Below are 20,153 nucleotides of genomic sequence, written 5' to 3'. Positions count from 1 at the left end.
TAACGCTCAATTTAAATCACAATAAATGATTTCAGAAGTTTTTATCAAGCGACCCGTAACGGCCATGGTCATATCGATTTTGATATGTATCATCGGAGGGATTTCCATATACACTTTACCGATCAGTCAGTATCCAAATATTGCACCACCGACAGTTTCTGTGAGCGCGACCTATACTGGAGCAGATGCACAGACCGTTGAGCAAACGGTAACGACACCGATTGAAAGTCAGATTAATGGTACTCCGGGCATGCTTTATTTGCAGTCTACGAGTACATCAGATGGTTCGTCTCGAATCACGGTCACGTTTGAAGTTGGTACAGATATCGATATTGCAACCTTAGACGTTCAGAACAGAGTTGGAATTGCTGAACCCGTATTACCAGAAGCGGTTAAGCGTTTAGGAGTTGTTACTCGGAAAGCCAACTCGGACGTTTTGATGATGGTTTCGCTGATTTCGCCTAATGGAACGCGTAACAATAATTTTTTAGCAAATTACACCAATCTCTATTTGAAAGATGAGATTATGCGTGTCAAAGGTGTGGGTGATGTTATGGCTTTTGGCCAACCTTTCTCCATGCGTATTTGGCTTGATGCTAATAAATTAGCAAATTTAAATCTAACACCTGCTGTAATCAGTACAGCTATTCAAGAACAAAATTCAAGAATGCCGGGTGGTAGTGTCGGTGGACGTCCTCAAGAATCTACGCAGGTTTTTGAATACCCGATTATTACGGACAGTGACCTGTCGGAAGTTCAGGATTTCGAAGACATTATTGTCAAAACGAATACGGACGGCTCGAATGTACTGTTAAAAGACGTTGCTCGTGTAGAATTAGGTCAATTCAACTACACAACATTTACCAAAGTAAATGGACAAACTTCTTCCGGGATGATGATTTATCAAACACCTGGCGGAAATGCGGTAGAAACGGCCGATGGAATTTATGCGTCGTTGGAAGAATTGAAAAAATCATTTCCTTACGATGTGGATTATGTCGTGAGTTATGAGACAGTTTCGGTTGTCCATGCATCCATCAATGCCGTAATTCACACCTTAGTTGAAGCTTTAATTTTAGTAACGCTGGTTGTATTTTTCTTCTTGCAGTCATGGAGAGCAACTTTAATCCCTTTGCTTGCAATTCCAGTTTCGATTATCGGAACGTTTATCTTCTTTAATTTATTCGGGTTTTCAATCAATAACCTGACGATGTTGGCCTTTGTACTCGCCATCGGGATTGTGGTCGATGATGCGATCGTCGTCGTCGAGGCCGTCCAGCATTACATTGATCATGAGAAGTTGAGTGCGAAAGAAGCAACCATTAAAGCGATGAAGGATATTACAGCGCCGGTAATTGCAATTGCCTTAATTTTGGCCGCTGTATTTGTTCCGGTAGGGTTTATTCCCGGAATGGTTGGTTTGTTGTATCAGCAATTTGCGATAACGATTGCAGTTTCGGTGATGCTGTCTGCCTTTATTGCCCTTTCATTGACACCGGCTTTATGTTCGATTATGCTTCGGCCTTCGGAAGTCAATAAGGATTCTAAAGGATTGAATAAGCTTTTTTATAAATTCAATGTATGGTTCGATAAAGTAACTCAAGGTTATTCGAAAGGTGTACAAAAATCCATTAAAGCAGCTCCTTTGGTGTTGGTGATTTTACTCTGTATTTTCATTGGAACGGGCTGGATGTTTACTTCAAAACCAACCGGATTTATTCCTGCAGAAGATAATGGCGTGTTTACTGTCGGTATCAACCTGCCGGAAGGATCATCAAGCGCGAGAACGGATGAGGTTCTGAAAGAAATTGCCGATTCGCTCCAAAGCACCTATCCTGAAATTAAATACATTACTCAGATTTCTGGAAATAACATCTTGAACCGTGCTCCAAAACCAAACGGAGGTTCCATGTTTGTTTCCTTGATTCCTTGGGGCGAACGTACCCGATCAAATCGAGATATCGTCAACGGAATTATGCGTGATTTCAGCAATTACAACAAAGCGGTTGTCTTAGCCGTTACGCCTCCAGCAATTCCTGGATTGGGTTCTTCCGGAGGATTCTCGTTGCAAATTCAAGATCAGACATCAGTGGATATCCAAGAATTTGCGGCCGTTACGCAGAAATACATAGCGGCAGTAAATGAGCGTCCTGAAGTAGGCCGTTCCTATACCCTATTCAACACCAACTCGCCAAACTATAAACTGAAGGTGGATCGAGAACAGGCGAAACGTATGGGTGTTCCGGTGTCCAATATTTACAGTACGATTTCAGCATATTTAGGAAGTACGTATATCAACGACTTTACGAAATACGGCCGTAATTACCGTGTCGTTTCCCAAGCTGACACAATGTATCGGATGCAAATTGAAGATATTGACAAGCTGTATGTAACGAATGCTGCAGGAAATGCAGTTCCTTTGGCACCACTTGTTTCTTATGAATTGATTAAGGCTCCATCATTTGTCAATCACTTTAATATCTTCCGTTCGATTGAAGTAAGTGGAGATGCCGCACCGGGATATAGTTCTGGTGATGCGTTAAATGCATTGGAAGAAGTCGCAGCAGAAGTTTTACCAGAAGGCTATTCATACGCTTTTTCAGGACTTTCTCTTCAGGAAAAAGAGTCGGGAAGCCAGACGATCATGATTTTCGGATTGTGTATATTATTCGTATTCCTACTCCTAGCCTCTTTGTACGAGAGTTGGTCAGTTCCATTTTCTATTTTATTATCCGTTCCGCTAGGCGTATTCGGTGCGATTTTGACATTGATTCTGATTCCAAGATTGGACAATAATATTTTCGCGCAGATTGGTTTGGTCACGATTATCGGTTTGGCCGCAAAAAATGCGATTTTGATTGTTGAATTTGCGAAGGAACGCGTAGATATCGGAATGAATCTGTATGAAGCAACATTAGATGCCGTAAAATTGAGATTGAGACCGATTATCATGACATCCCTTGCCTTTATATTAGGAATTATTCCACTTATGCTTTCTACAGGAGCGGGTGCTGCATCACGCCAAACAATTGGCTGGACAGTTTTCGGCGGAATGACTGCTGCAACCTTATTAGCGATTTTTATCGTACCTGTTTTGTTCGTCGTAATTACACGCGTTGCATATGGTAAAAAGAAATTGGCTGAACTAGAAGCAGGATTTGACGAAGAGAAAAAGAAAAGTTTGAGTGCGCATTAAGTAGCGCAACTAATTCATTATTTTTAAACCCTGCAAATGAATGTTTGCAGGGTTTATTTTTTAGAATATTTTCATATGACTGCTATCATCCGTGCATATCAAACAAAGGACAAAGAATCCGTAATCCATTGCATGAAATCCAATGTTCCTGCGTATTTCGCGGTAAGCGAAATCGATGATTTAATCTACTATTTAGAAAATGAAATAGAGGACTATTTTGTCTTGGAATATCATGGGGAAATTAAAGCCGCTTCGGGAATTAATTACGAACCAAAAAGAGGAAAGTTAAGCTGGGATTTTGTTGATGCTGATGCGCAGGGAAAAGGATTTGGATCCAAGTTACTAAATCACCGGCTCTCGATTCTACGCGATAATCCAGCTATAGATTTGATTACTGTTAGGACATCACAAACGGCCTTTCAATTCTATGAGAAGCATGATTTTGTTGTGCAGCGCATTGTTAAAAATTATTGGGCTGATGGATTTGATTTATATGAAATGACATACAAACCTAAACCAACAACCCAACTATAAGAAAAACATTATTATTTTAAATGTTGATCGTATTCCTGATTTAGAGAACTGGTGCGTTGTCTTAAATCTTCTGGAATACTTTTAAATTTCTTGCGAACGCTATTCAATGAGAATGCAACCGTAATGCTTGCAATTCCAGCAATAACTATCGCCAAACTAATCGCATAGACTAATGATAGCCCAGAAACCATTGGATTAATTAACAATAGGAAAGATAAAATCAAGCCTAAAATACCCCATATCAAAACGGCCCACCAATTTTTCACTTTCAATTTATTCAAATCAATCGAAAATGCGATTTGATAAATCGAATGAAACATCACGTAGAATCCTACCACGAACGGTAGCGTCGCCATGGTAATTTGAGGATAAATCATTAAATAAAAACCGACAATGGTGTACAAAATCCCCGCTGCCAATTGCCAACCCCAGCCATCAATCTGATCCTTATTGGAAATCGCAAAAACAATCTGCAAAATCCCAGAAATGAAAAAGACTACACTAAAGAATATTGCCAACGCAACGTAAGTTTCTAGAGGTGTAGTCATCGAGTAAATCCCTAAAGCAATTAAAAGTACCCCAATAATCGCCGGTACGTACCAGTATTTAATGGTACTCTGTACAGTTTTAATGTAGTTTGACATAATTTAATAGTTTTTGTATGATTAAAATTATTAAAACTTTTTTATAAAAAATAGTATAATCTTAAAATTTACAGCTTTTTAATAATGAATAAATACAATAATAAATTAATAATACATAGAATTTAATTACAAAACACTACAATTAAAACTAAACTAAATTAATTCTACTTTTAGTTTAGTTAAAAACTTGGTTATTTGGCGATGCTCAAATTTACTTCGTAACAAAAAGGTTTAATCCATTCAAAAACAGCAAGCAGATAATGATGCTAAACGAATAAATCAACAGAAAAATACTAAGGTTTTTTTATTGTATTGAACTGATTAGCTCAATCAGTTCAATATTTTAAAGATCAACTCTTTTAATAAATCTCCAGGCACAGTGTTAGGGCCAACATGCATCCCTTTTGATTTTAAGTCATAAACTTTCAATAGATGGATGGTATTCATGGTTTTCTTTCTATTGTAATTTCGCGCAGCAAGCTCATATTCTTTAATAAAAAATGGATGAACGCCCAATTCTTTTGCGGCTACAGCTGGCGATTTATCAGGTAGATAATGGTATTTCAACACTTTTGTAAAATATCCCGCCAAAGTTCCGAAAACCACTACTAGCGGATTTGCTTTAGGGTTCGCATCGAAATAATCAACAATTTGGTACGCTTTAAACGCTTGCCTTTTCGACAAGGCGGTATTCAGTTCAAACACATTGAAATCCTTACTTATACCAATGTTCTTCTCAATATCGGCAGCACCTATTTCAATTTCTTTAGGAACATTCAAAACCAATTTTTCAATCTCATTCGCTACCTTCGACAAATCAGTTCCTAAATATTCGGCCATCATCGCTGATGCCTGAGGATGTATTTTCCTTCCTAAAAAATTAAACTGCCCAGTAATCCATGCGCCGATTTTATCTTCATATAGCTTCGATGATTCAAAGACCACACCTGCTTTATCAGCTGCCTTGTATGATTTCTTACGCTTATCGAATTTTCCATATTTATGGCAAACGACTAAAATGGTAGATGGCGTTGGATTTTCTAAATAATGCAAAAACAGCTCGTCATCCTTCCATTTCAAATTTTGGGCTTCTTTAACGATGATGACCTGATAATCGCTCATCATTGGATAGCGCTTTGCGGCATTTACAATCGTAGAAAAATCAGTTTCTTTTCCATACAATATACTTTGGTCAAATCCTTTTTGAGCTTCATCCAACAAGGTATTTTCAACCGCATCGCTGATTAAATCAATAAAGTAAGGTTCTTCGCCGTGCAACAAATACACAGGTTTTAAGCCCTTTTTCTTTTTAATATCTGCCAATAAAGTATTTAAATCCATAGAATACGAAATTACAATTTTCATCCTGCTTCAGCCCCATGGATAAGCCATTAATTTTTATTAATTTTGAACATGTTTGAGCCAATTCCTCTTAAACTCCCCAACTATCCTGCTAAGCTCTACAAAGAAGATGGTCAGGTGTACATATTTGACGAATTGAGGAAAAAGAAAATTTTGCTTACCCCAGAAGAATGGGTTCGCCAACACTGGATAAATTTTTTGTTTGTTGAGAAAAAATATCCAAAATCATTGATGAAAATCGAAGGCGGATTAAAGCTCAACACGCTGCAGAAAAGAAGCGATTTGATCCTGTATAATAATTTAGGTGAAAAAATTATTTTGGCAGAATTTAAAGCGCCGTCTGTCAAAATTACCGAAAAAACGTTTCATCAAATTGCCAATTACAACAGTATTCACAAAATTCCCTTACTTTTAGTCAGTAATGGATTGCAGCATTATTATTGTAAGATAAACTTTGAAACAAATAATTTTATATTTTTAGAAGATTTGCCCGAGTACAAATTTTCATAAAGATTTAGTTTACATTTAAAATTTTTAAATCATGAATATAGATAAAAACGAATTTAGAAAATACGCTATTAAACATCACCGCATTGGAAGTCAACATGTGGATGGTTATATTTCACGTGCACAACAAAGCATCCCGACAAATTTAACTCCATATATTATTGAAGAACGTTCATTGAATGTTGCTCAAATGGATGTGTTCTCTCGTTTGATGATGGACCGCATTATTTTCTTAGGTGACGGAATCAATGACCAAGTTGCAAACATCGTTCAGGCGCAATTATTATTCTTGCAGTCGACCGATGCACAACGTGATATTCAGATTTACATCAATTCTCCAGGAGGAAGTGTATATGCAGGTTTAGGAATTTACGACACGATGCAATACATCAGCCCTGACGTAGCGACTATCTGTACAGGAATCGCCGCTTCAATGGGCGCTGTCTTGTTAGTTGCTGGCGCAAAAGGAAAACGCGCAGCATTGCGTCACTCCAGAGTGATGATTCACCAACCTTCGGGCGGTGCGCAAGGAGTTGCTTCCGATATGGAAATCAACCTTCGTGAAATGTTGAAATTGAAAAGCGAATTGTACACGATTATTGCGGAGCATTCTGGGCAGACTTACGAATGGGTAGAGAAATCTTCAGACCGTGATTATTGGATGCGTGCGGATGAAGCTAAAGAATTTGGAATGATTGATGAGGTATTATTACCTAAAAAAGAAACAAAATAGTCGATGAGCAAAACCAACAACAAGGATATTCGCTGTTCTTTTTGCGGAATTAGCAAAAGCGATGCACAAATGCTTATTGCGGGCGATGGCGCGCACATTTGTGACCGTTGCGTTTCGCAAGCAGGTGAAATCCTTGCGGAAGAATTAAAGCAGCGGAAGAACAAAACGTTACAGACGACTCTGGAATTAATTCGCCCAGTCGAAATCAAACAACATCTTGACCAATATGTAATTGGACAAGATGATGCAAAAAAGGTAATTTCTGTCGCGGTATACAATCACTACAAGCGATTGAACCAGAAAGTTGATAAGGATGAGATTGAAATTGAAAAATCCAATCTGATCATTGTCGGCGAGACGGGAACAGGAAAAACGTTGTTAGCGAAAACTGTTGCCAAGATATTAAACGTCCCATTCAGCATCGTCGATGCGACTGTTTTGACAGAAGCCGGTTATGTGGGAGAAGACGTGGAAAGTATCTTGACTCGCCTTTTACAAGCGGCTGATTACGATGTTGCGGCAGCGGAACGTGGCATTATTTACATTGACGAGATTGACAAGATTGCTCGCAAAAGCGACAACCCATCGATTACTCGCGATGTGTCAGGTGAAGGTGTGCAACAAGCTTTATTGAAAATTTTAGAAGGAACGAATGTCAACGTACCCCCTCAAGGTGGCCGCAAACATCCGGACCAAAAAATGATTTCTGTCAACACCAGCAACATTTTGTTTATTTGCGGTGGCGCATTTGATGGTATCCAGAAAAAGATTGCCAACCGTTTAAGAACACAGACTGTCGGATACCGCATGAAGGACGATGAAGAAGATATTGATTTAAACAATCTATACAAATACATCACACCTCAAGATTTAAAGAATTTTGGTTTAATACCAGAATTAATCGGAAGGTTGCCCGTATTAACTTATTTGAATCCTTTGGATAAAGAAACTTTATTGAGTATCTTGACAGAACCAAAAAATGCATTAATCAAACAGTATGTCAAACTTTTTGAATATGAAGGGATTGCATTATCTTTCGATCAAGAAGTTTTTGAATTTATTGTTGACAAAGCATGGGAATTTAAATTAGGTGCCCGAGGCTTGCGAAGTATTTGTGAGGCCATCATGCTCGATGCGATGTTCGAAACGCCGACTGCGAAAGCAAACAGCAAGGACAAGGAGCTCGTCATCACGCTCGATTATGCCAAACAGAAACTTGCAAAGTCTGATATAAAAAAATTAAAAGCAGCATAATTAAATCCCTCGCCTAGTCGAGGGATTTTTGCTATTAGAACAAGAATATATGAAGAGTAAAAAAATAGAGGAAAGCCCGATTACACCCGGCTTAAAAAGCAAAAAAGACATTGTCAATAACTGGTTGCCACGTTATACAGGGAGACCATTGGAAGAATTTGGAGAATACATTTTATTGACCAATTTTTCGAAATACATTGAGCTATTTTCAGGATTAAATGACAATGCTCCAATCTTAGGATTGGACAAGCCGATGCAGACATGTACAGCAGACGGTATTACAATTATCAATTTCGGGATGGGAAGCCCAATGGCGGCGACGATTATGGATTTGCTATCTGCAATCAATCCAAAAGCTGTCTTGTTTTTAGGAAAAGCAGGCGGATTGAAGAAAAAGAACAACATCGGTGATTTGGTTTTGCCGATCGCTGCAATCCGTGGTGAAGGAACATCGAATGATTATTTTCCGCCAGAAGTTCCAGCTTTGCCAGCATTTGCTTTGCAAAAAGCGATTTCGACAAGTATACGTGACCATTCGAGAGATTATTGGACTGGAACGGTCTACACAACAAACAGACGTGTCTGGGAGCATGATAAGAACTTTAAAAAGTACTTGAAATCGATTCGCGCAATGTGTGTCGATATGGAAACTGCAACGATATTTAGTGTAGGCTTTGCAAATAAAATTCCGACAGGGGCTTTGCTATTGGTTTCTGATCAACCAATGATTCCTGAAGGTGTAAAAACTGCCGCATCGGATGTTACGGTTACTGCAAAATATGTGGAAGCACATATTGCGATAGGAATTGATTCGCTGAAACAATTGAAGAATAATGGCTTGACGGTGAAACATCTTCAATTTTAAAATCAGTATCTTTATTCGAAACAAACTAAACGAAGTCCATGTGGTATAATTCCATTTTAGAAACTATAGGAAACACGCCTTTAGTTCGATTAAATAAAATAACGGGTCAGCTAAAAGGTACTATTTTAGCTAAAATAGAAACAACCAACCCTGGAAATTCAATCAAGGACCGCATGGCGATTCAGATGATTGAAGATGCTGAAAAAGCGGGATTGCTAAAACCTGGAGGCACCATTATCGAAGGTACTTCAGGAAATACAGGTATGGGATTAGCCATCGCGGCGGTCGTCAAAGGTTACCGTTGTATTTTTACGACGACCGATAAGCAGTCGAAAGAAAAGATTGATGCTTTGCGCGCATTTGGTGCGGAAGTTATCGTCTGTCCGACCAATGTTGATCCTGAAGATCCCCGCTCCTATTATTCGGTTTCTTCGCGTTTGCAAAAGGAAGTTCCGAATGCATGGAAGGCAAATCAATACGATAACCCATCGAATTCGAAAGCACATTACGAGCAAACTGGCCCTGAAATCTGGGAACAGACCGAAGGAAAAATCACGCATTTAGTAGTCGGCGTGGGTACTGGAGGAACGATTTCTGGAACAGCGAAATATTTGCGCGAGCAGAATCCAGACATCAAAGTCTGGGGAATTGACACCTATGGCTCAGTATTTAAAAAATACAAAGAAACAGGTGAATTCGACAAAAATGAGATCTACCCCTACATTACCGAAGGGATTGGGGAAGATTTTCTTCCAGAAAACGTCAATTTTGATTTGATTGATCTGTTCGAAAAGGTGACTGATAAAGATGCTGCTTTGATGACGCGTGAGCTGGCACGTAAGGAAGGCATCTTTGCAGGAAATTCTGCTGGAGCGGCGATTGCAGGACTTTTACAACTAGGCAATTCGCTGAAAGAAAGTGATGTTGTGGTCGTTATTTTCCATGACCACGGTTCTCGCTACATGGGAAAAATGTATAACGAAGACTGGCTGAGAGAGCGCGGATTCTTAAAAGACGAGAAACTTACGGCAAAATCCATTCTGAAGAAAAGAGGCGAACAAGGAATTGTTACAGCTGATACGCAACAATCGGTGATGGAAACATTTAATATGATGAAGACATTAAATATTTCTCAAATTCCAGTTACGCAACAAGGCATGGTCATCGGGAAAGTAACCGAATCGGATATCTTGTCGGCATTGTTAGAGAATCCTTCGCTCAAGTCTTCAAGCGTAGAGGAAATTGCAAGCAAACCATTTCCTTTTGTCGATTTAAACACGTCGATTGATAAAATTTCTTCTTTAATCAATAAAGATACGCAAGCGGTGTTGGTAGAAGATGAGTATGGTAAAATTAATATCATCACTCAGTATGATATCATAAATGCGATTTCTGAGGTTTAGCAACCTCTAAACTTAGAAAATTGATGTAGTGGATTTCTGAAAATTCACTACATTAAAATAAAAAATTACTTCTTAGGTTCTTCGATTTCGGTAATGACGTAGATATCTTCTTTGTCTTTTTTCATTTTGTATTTCTCGCGAGCGATGCGTTGGATTTCGTTCTGATTGAATTGAACATCCTTAATCGATTGCTCAATCGAAGTAACTTCCTTTTCGTAATATTCTTTTTCTTGGATCAGGTTATTTTTTTGTTGCTGGTAACTGAATTGCGTTGCAAAATCGTACCGGTCAAAAAAACTCATCCAAATCAAAAATGCTACTCCAGCCAATAAATACTTATTACGTATTATCGAAATAAATTTTTCCATACACAAAATTACTAATTACAGCGAAACATTGATTAAATGTATCAATAATTTTTAAGACCTGCTATAGGTAACAAAAAACAGCAGTAAATAAATTTACTGCTGTCCACAAATTGAATTATTTTTTAATTAGTTCTTACTTCTTTTTTGGAGCGAATTTGAAATCCTTTCCAATAAAACGAGCGTTAGCACCTAATTCTTCTTCGATACGCAACAATTGATTGTATTTTGCGATCCTGTCTGAACGAGAAGCCGAACCAGTTTTAATCTGTCCACAGTTCAACGCTACCGCCAAATCAGCAATCGTTGTATCTTCAGTCTCTCCAGAACGGTGAGACATTACAGACGTATAGCCGTTTGTTTGAGCCAAAGTAACGGCATTGATTGTTTCAGTTAATGAACCGATTTGGTTTACTTTTACCAAAATTGAATTAGCTGTGTGCGTATCAATACCTTGTTGAAGACGTTTTGTGTTTGTAACAAACAAATCATCTCCTACCAACTGAACGTGGTCACCCACTAGATCAGTCAAGACTTTCCAGCCTTTCCAATCGTCTTCGCCCATTCCGTCTTCGATTGAAATAATTGGGTATTTTTTAGTCAATTCAGCCAAATACATCGCTTGTTCTTCACTATTCAATACCGCGCCTTTATCGCCTTCGAATTTTTTGTAATCGTATTTTCCGTTTTTGAAAAACTCAGAAGCAGCACAGTCTAAAGCCAAACAAATTTCTTTACCTGGTTTGTAACCTGCCTTTTTGATTGCCGAAAGAATTGTTTCAATCGCATCTTCAGTACCTTCAAATGTCGGAGCGAAACCACCTTCATCTCCTACTGCTGTAGAAAGATTTCTGTCGTGCAAAATGCTTTTTAAGCTATGAAAAACTTCTGTTCCCCAACGTAAAGCTTCTGAGAACGAAGGTGCGCCGATTGGCATAATCATAAACTCTTGGAAAGCGATCGGAGCATCAGAGTGAGATCCACCGTTGATGATGTTCATCATCGGGATAGGAAGCGTGTTCGCGTTTACACCGCCAATGTAACGGTATAAAGGCTGACGGCTTTCTTGAGCAGCCGCTTTAGCAACAGCTAAAGAAACACCCAAAATAGCATTAGCACCTAATTTACCTTTGTTTTCAGAACCATCAAGATCGATCATAATCTGATCAATTGCATTTTGTTCGAAAACATCAATTCCTTCTAAAGCTTTTGCAATTTTTGTGTTTACATGCTCTACAGCTTTTAAAACACCTTTGCCCAAATATTTTTTCTTATCACCGTCACGTAATTCAACAGCTTCATGAACTCCAGTAGAAGCACCGGAAGGAACAGCAGCACGACCAACAAAACCATTTTGTGTAGTCACATCTACTTCAATCGTAGGATTTCCGCGCGAATCCAAAATCTGGCGCGCATGTACATCAATAATTAAACTCATTTCTTTATTAGGATTTATATCTATTTTAATTCTAAGCTTAGTGTAAAAATTACACTAATATAATTCTTTTTCTATTAATTTCAAAAATAGGAAAAAATATGTCCATTATTTTCATTAAATTAATAAATTTACCGTTACCGAATTATTAAGTCATCAACCTTATCAAATTGAAAGGCATAAAAAAACCCGAATTAACGGGCTTTTAAATTATTCTTTTATCATGGCTACAAAGTCATCGAACAAATAGCGCGAATCATGAGGGCCAGGTGAAGATTCAGGGTGATACTGAACAGAAAATGCTTTCTTGTCTTTCACACGAATACCTTCAATCGAATTATCATTTAAGTTGATATGCGTTACTTCGATAACTGGAGAACTTTCAATATCTTCTCTAATCACACCAAAACCGTGGTTTTGAGAAGTAATCTCGCAATGATTTTTGATAATATTCTTAACAGGATGGTTAATACCGCGATGTCCGTTGAACATTTTGCTCGTGCGGATTCCATTCGCCAACGCCAAAATTTGATGACCTAAACAAATTCCGAACATCGGTTTTTCTGCATCTAAGATTTGTTTCACCGTGTCAATCGCATAATCCATTGCTGCCGGATCGCCAGGGCCGTTGGAAATAAAATAGCCATCTGGATTCCATTCTTCCATTTGAGCAAAAGTTGATTTAGCTGGAAAGATTTTTGCATACACCTGACGTGAATCAAAATTGCGCAAGATGTTTTTCTTAATTCCTAAATCCAAAACCGCAATTCTCGTAGGAGCGCCTTCGTCACCATAGAAATAAGGTTCAGTCGTCGTTACTGAAGAAGACAATTCCAAGCCGTCCATTGAAGGTACTTGAGCCAATTGTGCTTTTAATTCTTCTACATCTAAATTTTCTGAAGAGATAATTGCATTCATCGCTCCTTTGTCACGAATGTGACGAACTAAAGAACGCGTATCGATATCAGAAATACCAATCAGATTTCCTTGTTCAAAGTAATTCTGAATCGAAGTATCTGCCATTTTGCGGCTGTAATTGATGTTGTAGTTTTTACAAACTAAACCAGCAATCTGAATTTTATTAGATTCTTCGTCGTCCTGATCAATGCCATAATTACCTATATGCGCATTGGTGGTTACCATGATTTGTCCGAAATAAGAAGGATCTGTAAAAATCTCTTGATAACCGGTAGTTCCAGTATTAAAACAAATCTCTCCGGTTGTAGTTCCAATTTTACCGGCAGCTTTGCCATGGTAAACGGTACCATCTTCCAAAACTAATACTGCTGGTAATTTGCTATAGTTGGTCATTGTGCTTACTTATATTTTTCTGTGTGTGTATTTATTTTGCTATACAAAAAAAGCCCAAAATGGGCTAAATTCTCTTTATATTGATCAATAAAAAAATTGAAATTTTGAGGTGTTCTAACGATGGGAATTTCTATTGTTTTCACAAAAGACAAAGTTAGCAATAATTATAAAAGCATTAAAACATTTTTTCAATTAATCTTCTTCCAAAATTTCCTGTACGCGTCCGATCTGCCCATCAGTCAAACGTACTTTAATTCCTCGATGATGAAACGAAGCCGATGTAAGTAAATCTTTTACAATACCTTCCGTCAATATTCCAGAACGTTGATCTTTTTTTAGCACGATATTCACCAGTATTCCAGGCTTCACATCTGCCCTAGTTTTTCCGTCTTTCATCTACCTGCTTAATTAACCAGTTTCATAATATCACTTCCAAAAACGAAAATCATCAAGCCAATCAAGATAAAGAAGCCAACCATTTGGGCTTTTTCTAAGAAATTGTCGCTTAAAGGCTTTCCTTGGATAATCTCAATCGTTAAGAAAATAACATGTCCACCATCCAACGCTGGAATCGGCAATAAGTTCATAAAGGCTAGTGCCATCGATAACATTCCTACTAACGACCAAAACCGAACCCAATCCACTTCTGTACCGAACATCGTAGCAATTCCAACTGGACCAGCCAATGCTTTGTCTGCTCTCACTTCACCTTTGAATATTTTACCAAAACCTTTGATGTTGTCCGTAATGACTGTAAATGCTTTAGCGGCACCAATAGGGAAAGACTGGGCTAATGTATATTCCTTACGTACAATCGGCAAGGTAAGATCAGCCTTATGGCTAAATCCAACTGTCTTTTCGGCTGAAACTTTACCAGTTAATGTTTTAGGGCTTCCATCACGGATGACATTGATAACAACAGCTTTATTGGCCAATGTATCGACGGCCGATTTGAATTCGTCAAAAAACACAATCGGATGTCCATTCACGCTCACAATCGAGTCACCAACCAACATTCCCATTTTCTCTGCTTCTGAGTCTTCTTGTACCATGTTAACAGCAGTCATTTTCGATCTCGGCTGTACAAACTCGGAAGCTTTATGATCAGCTACTTTATTCAACACATCAGCCGGCATTTTAATATCTACTTTTTCACCTTTGCGATCGATAGATAAAACCGCATCACCCATCAACACTTCAGAATTTGCGGCGATATCTTGGAAAAAATTAACCGCTGGTTTGCCATTGATGGCAACGATCCGGTCACCGGTCTGAATTCCAACTTCTTTACCAATAATTCCTGGAACGACACCGTTCACCAATTTGGTATTGTCAAGATCGGTCTCTCCCATTTTGAATGTCAGCATCCAAAAGATAAAAATCCCTACAATAATATTTACGATAACACCTCCAAGCATAACAATCAGACGTTGCCAAGCAGGTTTGGATCGATAATCCCAATCTTGAGGTTCATTCTTCAATTGTTCGGTATCCATGGACTCATCGATCATCCCAGCGATTTTTACATAACCGCCTAATGGCAACCAACCAATTCCATATTCACAGCCTTTATAATTGAAACTAAATAGTTTCACGCCCCAAGCATCAAAGAACAAGTAAAATTTCTCGACTTTAATTCCAAACGCGCGTGCCGCTAAGAAGTGTCCTAATTCGTGTAAAACTATTAAAAGAGACAAGCCTAATAAAACTTGTCCTATCATGATCAAAACTCCCATTTAATATAATTTCCTTTTATGTATTTTATGTGTTAAATCTTGTGCCACTCTTCTACTTTCTGCATCAGATTCAAAACAATCCGTCAAAGTCGGATTATTCTTGTAGGCTACATGACAGATTGTCTCCTCAATCAGTTCGCTCATTCCCAAAAAGGAAATCTCGTCGTTTAAAAATGCGGCGACTGCAATTTCATTGGCTGCATTTAGAATACAAGGCTGATTTCCTCCATTCTTTAAAGCCGTATATGCTAATTCTAAATTTCTGAACGTCCCCAAATCTGGTTTTTCAAACGTTAGGTTTGGGTAATTCATAAAATCGAATCGCTCAAACTGATTTTTAAAACGCTTTGGATAAGTCAACGCATATTGGATAGGCAATTTCATGTCTGGAAGACCCAATTGTGCTTTGATCGATCCATCTTGGAACTGAACCAAAGAATGGACGATAGACTGAGGATGAACGATGACATCAATTTGCTCAACTTCCAAATCAAACAGCCATTTTGCTTCGATCACTTCCAAACCCTTGTTCATCAGTGATGCCGAATCAATTGTGATCTTTGCTCCCATGGCCCAATTCGGATGCTTTAGCGCCTGTTCTTTGCTGATGCCTTTTAAAAATTCTGCATCCTTTCCACGAAATGGCCCTCCTGAAGCTGTCAGATAAATCTTTTCGATAGGATTTTCTTCTTCTCCTGTTAAGCACTGAAATATAGCTGAATGTTCCGAATCGACTGGTAGAATTTTGACATTGTGTTTTTTCGCAAGATCCATAATCAATTGCCCTGCAACAACCAATGTTTCTTTATTTGCTAGCGCAATGTCCTTTCCGTGTTCAATGGCTTTCACCGTAGGTTTTAACCCAGCAGCACCAACAATCGCATTGAGTACCACGTCAATTTCATCCAGCGTGACGACTTCACAAAGTGCTTGTTCGCCAGATAACACTTCTATAGCTTGATTCTTAAGAGATTCTTTTACCACAGCGTATGATTCCTCTTGAAGAATCACCACTTGTTTAGGCTTAAATTCTATGGCTTGCTGAATCAGTAAATCTGCATTTCCTCTACAGGCAAGCACCGCCACTTCAAAAGATTCTGGAAACGCACGAACAACATCTAAAGCTTGCGTTCCTATACTTCCCGTCGAACCTAAAATGGCAATATTTTTTTTATTCAAAATAACGTTTATATGATATTTTCTAAAACAGAAGGATTATCTCCCCCTTTGTAATCGGCCATCATGTCTTTGTATGCAACAGCCATGACCACACTGACTAAGGGCTGTACGAAAAACGAATTCAACACACTAAGCCCTATCGACATAAAATAATATGATTTATAAGTTAAATAGGTTTGCAATAAATGCATAAGTCCGAATACAGCCAAAATCAATAAAATTTTAGTCATGTTGCCACGTGTCAATGCAAAACTAAGCCTTAACGAACGGTAAGAACTTACATTCCGATCTAAAATAAAGAAAGGAAAAAATGCAATGCGCAACAAAAACGGAACGATTAAAACAAGTCCAATCGACAACACAATATTCGGCAGTTTATATACCAAATCACTATCCAAATAGATTAGTGGAAAACAAATCAATGCCAAAGCCAGGATAATCAGCAGAGGCGAAAGAACGGCACCTAACAACATCCCTCCAAAATAATTCGAAATTTCCAAAAATGTGGGAATGATCGATGATATTTTCACTTTATTATCAGAATCAATTATCCGTAAAATGTATTTAAACAAGGTTAATTGAATTCCAAAATAGAGCACCACAAAGGCAATAAACATCAGACAGCTTAAGAAAAAACTGTAATCCTGAATATAAAAAGCTAAGGTTGTCGAAAAATTAGAGGTAATAAATAGCAGCAAGAAAAGCCCTAAAACCGAAAAATAATGACTAGTCAATATGCTGAATGCTTTCTGGAAAACATCATTAACTGAAAAAGTACATTGCTTTAAAAACTGTATCATTATAATCGTCGAAATTTATGCAAATATGAAATATTTTTTGCTATAGTTCAAAGATTTATACAATATAGTAAATAAAAATTACCCATCCAATTCGGCTAGAAACGGATGGGTAAGCAAAATTTTAATTAAAATCCTGAGGAACAGGTTTTTCCAATAAATATTGATAGTAAAACCGTACACGTTCTTTAAAATCATAAGCTGATTTAAAACGATTAAATCCATGACGGCTTCCTGGATAGATCATCAGTTCAAATGGCACATCGCGATCAGTCAATGCATCGACCAACTGAATGGTATTTTGCATATGTACGTTATCATCCAAATCGCCATGCATAATTCTCAATACTCCCTTGTAATTATTGACATAGGAAAGAATTGATCCATTTTTATATCCTTCTGGATTATCTTGAGGTGTATCCATAAAACGCTCCGTATAATGCGTGTCATACAATTCCCAGCTCGTCACAGGCGCACCTGCAATTCCAAAATCAAAATATTCAGATCCTTTGGTCAGCGCAAGGCATGTCATGTATCCGCCATAGCTATGTCCAGTAATCAACAATTTATCTTTAGCAACCCAAGGTTTTGCTTTGAACCATTTGGCGATCGTGTTGTAATCAATCATTTCCCAATGACCTAAATTGCGGTGCATCAAAGCAACGCCTTCTTTTCCAAAATGGCCTGACGCACGGTGATCGCATTCAATCTGAATAACACCTTCGGATGCCCAATATTGATTTCTAGTTCCTTTCCACGTGTTGCGAACTGAACCCGCATCCGGGCCACCGTAAATGCTCATTACGACAGGATAAACTTTTGACTCGTCAAAATCAATAGGATAAGTGATGATGACAGGCAAACTGTATTTTCCATCTTCCGAAGGAATAGTGAAATATTCGGTTTTACCAACTGCATATTTATCAAAATCTGCTGATTTGCTGTCAACAAGATCTTTAATCAATTTTCCATTGTTATCTAAAAGCGCGACGCGATTTGGCGTAGAAACGTTTGAATAGTTTGTAATAAAATACTTTCCGTTAGGAGAAACAGAAACGGTATGCGTATAATCCCCGAAAGTCAATCTTTTTAGGTTCTTGCCATTAAAATTCACGCGGTATAAATCAACCGTTGCCGAATTGTCTTTTCTCGCCGTAAAATACAAGACCTTATCTTTCTCATCGATGTATTGCAGTCCTGAAACTTGCCAAGCGCCGTCCGTCATTGCGTTTACCAATTTACCATCTAATGTATATAGGTAATAATGTGCCCAGCCTGTTTTGTCGGATTTTAAAATATAATGTTTGTTGTCTGCCAAATAAGTAATGCGCTCATCTTGATCCAAACTGATCCAGCTGTTTTGCTTTTCATCATAAATTTCAGATTTCGAACCGTTGACTGGATTTACCGCATAGAATTTCAAATTCGTCTGATCTCTGTTCATCCATTGTACCATTATGGACTGGCTATTAAAACTCCAGTAGGGTTGTCCAAAGTATTGGTCATCTTGTTCGTTGAAATCAGCCCAAGTGACTGGAGAACCTTCTGTTTTCACAAAACCGACTCGCACGCCTGGGTTTTGCTCGCCGGCTTTTGGATAACGGGTTTGTTCCAAATAGCCATCCTGTCCTTTAGAAACATAGATTGGAAACATCGGCACCTTCGTGTCATCAAAACGCATAAAAGCAATATTCTTGCTATCAGGTGACCACCAAAACGCTTTGTAGTTAGTTGCACGGCCTAAAATTTCTTCGTAATAAACCCATGAAGAATAACCATTGTAGATGACATCAGTTCCATCCGTCGTGTAGCGGATTTCCTGACCGCCAACAGCTGGAATGCTATACAAATCACCTTTGCGGGTAAAAGCGACAAAATTTCCATCTGGCGATAATGTCGGGTTTTGTTCTTCGATTTCGGGAGAGCTCGTCAGCTGCTTTGCCGCTTGCTGTCCGTATTGTATAAACACATCATTGTCTCTTACAAAAACTTCGACATCCGATTTCGGCGGAGCCGAATAATCTGTTGACGCGCCAGATTTGACAGAAACTTGGATGTTTTTGCGCTGAGCGACATCATAGACAATGTAATGTTCATTATCGGCCCAGCCACGGTATTGATTGATCGGGTTAGTGATAGAAGCTTCTCTTCCCCAAGATTGTTCGAAATTTAACTTTTTCTGCTGCGCAATGCTGGGACTAGAAATAAACAGCGCACACGAAAAAGATAGAAATATAGTTAATTTATTCATGGATTGATATGAGTTTACAGACACGAAAATACTGATTTAAGATTAATTCATGCAATACAAACATGAAAAAGCCACTTTGTAAAGTGGCTCCGGTATATTTTAGAAAACGATAATTTAAAATGAAAAATTATCTTTTTGAATTAGCTCTCCATTATTATCAAAAGATGCATCCTCTAAATTAGGTTCGTATCTTTTTTCGATAACTTCTTGATTCGATTTGATGTATTCTACAACATCTGTTAAACCTTCAGCAAATTTTTCAAAGTCTTCTTTGTATAAGAAAATTTTATGTTTGATAAATTGGCCATCTTCAAAGCGTTTTTTGCTTTCTGTAATGGTTACGTAGTAGTCATTAGAACGAGTTGCTTTTACATCAAAAAAATAGGTACGTTTCCCTGCTCTCACCTTTTTTGAAAATACCTCTTCACGTTCTTTGTTATCAAAATCTCCCATTAGATTTGTTCGTATTTAAGTTTAATCTTCTATTTTCAGCAATAAATATATAATAATTAATTACAATAGCCCAAATATTATTGATAAATTTTTTAATCTTTTTCAAATGCTCAGGAATTTTCACCGAC

General features: G+C 38.0%; 18 protein-coding genes. 7 read left to right on the top strand and 11 right to left on the bottom strand.

The window, feature by feature from the left end; genetic code table 11:
• Positions 1-25 precede the first annotated feature (25 nt).
• Together C4F49_RS12185 and C4F49_RS12180 are read left to right on the top strand one after the other, a co-directional pair.
• Entirely contained in the window at positions 26-3,196 is a 3,171-nt protein-coding gene (locus C4F49_RS12185) for an efflux RND transporter permease subunit (RefSeq protein WP_196936109.1), read from the top strand.
• Positions 3,197-3,271: 75 nt separating this feature from the next.
• Positions 3,272-3,730, top strand: coding sequence for a GNAT family N-acetyltransferase (locus C4F49_RS12180; protein WP_196936108.1), 459 nt, complete (start codon positions 3,272-3,274; stop codon positions 3,728-3,730).
• A gap of 11 nt (positions 3,731-3,741) precedes the next feature.
• Here C4F49_RS12180 and C4F49_RS12175 read toward each other — a convergent pair whose 3' ends face one another.
• Complete coding sequence (locus tag C4F49_RS12175; RefSeq protein ID WP_196936107.1) at positions 3,742-4,374, bottom strand: HdeD family acid-resistance protein; 633 nt, start codon at positions 4,372-4,374, stop codon at positions 3,742-3,744.
• Between the two features lie 330 nt (positions 4,375-4,704).
• The gene (gene holA, locus C4F49_RS12170) at positions 4,705-5,715 is read right to left on the bottom strand and encodes a DNA polymerase III subunit delta (protein WP_196936106.1); all 1,011 of its coding nucleotides are present in this window, start codon (positions 5,713-5,715) and stop codon (positions 4,705-4,707) included.
• A gap of 72 nt (positions 5,716-5,787) precedes the next feature.
• On the opposite strand from holA, the gene C4F49_RS12165 reads away from it, so the two are divergent.
• Genes C4F49_RS12165 through C4F49_RS12145 form a run of 5 tightly spaced genes read left to right on the top strand, consistent with a single transcriptional unit; the run spans position 5,788 to position 10,498 of the window.
• The gene (locus tag C4F49_RS12165) at positions 5,788-6,246 is read left to right on the top strand and encodes a type I restriction enzyme HsdR N-terminal domain-containing protein (protein WP_196936105.1); all 459 of its coding nucleotides are present in this window, start codon (positions 5,788-5,790) and stop codon (positions 6,244-6,246) included.
• 31 nt (positions 6,247-6,277) lie between these two features.
• Positions 6,278-6,976 (top strand): ATP-dependent Clp endopeptidase proteolytic subunit ClpP, encoded by a 699-nt coding sequence (clpP, locus tag C4F49_RS12160; RefSeq protein ID WP_196936104.1) that lies wholly within the window; start codon positions 6,278-6,280, stop codon positions 6,974-6,976.
• Positions 6,977-6,979: 3 nt separating this feature from the next.
• Complete coding sequence (gene clpX / locus C4F49_RS12155; protein WP_196936103.1) at positions 6,980-8,230, top strand: ATP-dependent Clp protease ATP-binding subunit ClpX; 1,251 nt, start codon at positions 6,980-6,982, stop codon at positions 8,228-8,230.
• Between the two features lie 49 nt (positions 8,231-8,279).
• A complete protein-coding gene (locus C4F49_RS12150; RefSeq protein WP_196936102.1) occupies positions 8,280-9,095 on the top strand; it encodes an AMP nucleosidase in 816 nt (271 codons plus the stop codon).
• A gap of 38 nt (positions 9,096-9,133) precedes the next feature.
• Positions 9,134-10,498, top strand: a complete 1,365-nt coding sequence (locus C4F49_RS12145) for a pyridoxal-phosphate dependent enzyme (RefSeq protein WP_196936101.1) — start codon at positions 9,134-9,136, stop codon at positions 10,496-10,498.
• 65 nt (positions 10,499-10,563) lie between these two features.
• Here the strand turns inward: C4F49_RS12145 and C4F49_RS12140 are convergent, their stop codons facing one another.
• From C4F49_RS12140 to C4F49_RS12100, 9 genes are all read right to left on the bottom strand, one after another.
• The gene (locus tag C4F49_RS12140) at positions 10,564-10,866 is read right to left on the bottom strand and encodes an FtsB family cell division protein (protein WP_196936100.1); all 303 of its coding nucleotides are present in this window, start codon (positions 10,864-10,866) and stop codon (positions 10,564-10,566) included.
• Positions 10,867-10,999: 133 nt separating this feature from the next.
• Complete coding sequence (gene eno, locus C4F49_RS12135) at positions 11,000-12,301, bottom strand: phosphopyruvate hydratase (protein WP_196936099.1); 1,302 nt, start codon at positions 12,299-12,301, stop codon at positions 11,000-11,002.
• Between the two features lie 207 nt (positions 12,302-12,508).
• Positions 12,509-13,609: a glutamine-hydrolyzing carbamoyl-phosphate synthase small subunit gene (gene carA, locus C4F49_RS12130; protein WP_196936098.1), complete on the bottom strand. Its 1,101-nt coding sequence runs from the start codon at positions 13,607-13,609 to the stop codon at positions 12,509-12,511.
• Positions 13,610-13,801: 192 nt separating this feature from the next.
• Positions 13,802-14,005, bottom strand: coding sequence for a YwbE family protein (locus C4F49_RS12125; protein WP_196936097.1), 204 nt, complete (start codon positions 14,003-14,005; stop codon positions 13,802-13,804).
• Positions 14,006-14,013: 8 nt separating this feature from the next.
• Positions 14,014-15,345, bottom strand: a complete 1,332-nt coding sequence (gene rseP, locus C4F49_RS12120; protein WP_196936096.1) for an RIP metalloprotease RseP — start codon at positions 15,343-15,345, stop codon at positions 14,014-14,016.
• Positions 15,346-16,524: a 1-deoxy-D-xylulose-5-phosphate reductoisomerase gene (locus tag C4F49_RS12115; RefSeq protein ID WP_196936095.1), complete on the bottom strand. Its 1,179-nt coding sequence runs from the start codon at positions 16,522-16,524 to the stop codon at positions 15,346-15,348. It abuts the gene before it with no gap.
• Between the two features lie 8 nt (positions 16,525-16,532).
• Positions 16,533-17,324: a beta-carotene 15,15'-monooxygenase gene (locus C4F49_RS12110; RefSeq protein WP_196936094.1), complete on the bottom strand. Its 792-nt coding sequence runs from the start codon at positions 17,322-17,324 to the stop codon at positions 16,533-16,535.
• A gap of 121 nt (positions 17,325-17,445) precedes the next feature.
• Positions 17,446-19,572, bottom strand: a complete 2,127-nt coding sequence (locus tag C4F49_RS12105) for a S9 family peptidase (RefSeq protein WP_196936093.1) — start codon at positions 19,570-19,572, stop codon at positions 17,446-17,448.
• A gap of 114 nt (positions 19,573-19,686) precedes the next feature.
• A complete protein-coding gene (locus C4F49_RS12100) occupies positions 19,687-20,025 on the bottom strand; it encodes a DUF3276 family protein (RefSeq protein ID WP_196936092.1) in 339 nt (112 codons plus the stop codon).
• Positions 20,026-20,153 lie beyond the last annotated feature (128 nt).

Origin of the sequence: Sphingobacterium hungaricum (assembly GCF_015210005.1) — a bacterium.
In the GTDB taxonomy this organism is placed as follows: Bacteria; Bacteroidota; Bacteroidia; order Sphingobacteriales; family Sphingobacteriaceae; genus Sphingobacterium; species Sphingobacterium hungaricum.
Note: the sequence above shows the minus strand (reverse complement) of the source record. Positions and strands in the feature narration are given on the sequence as shown.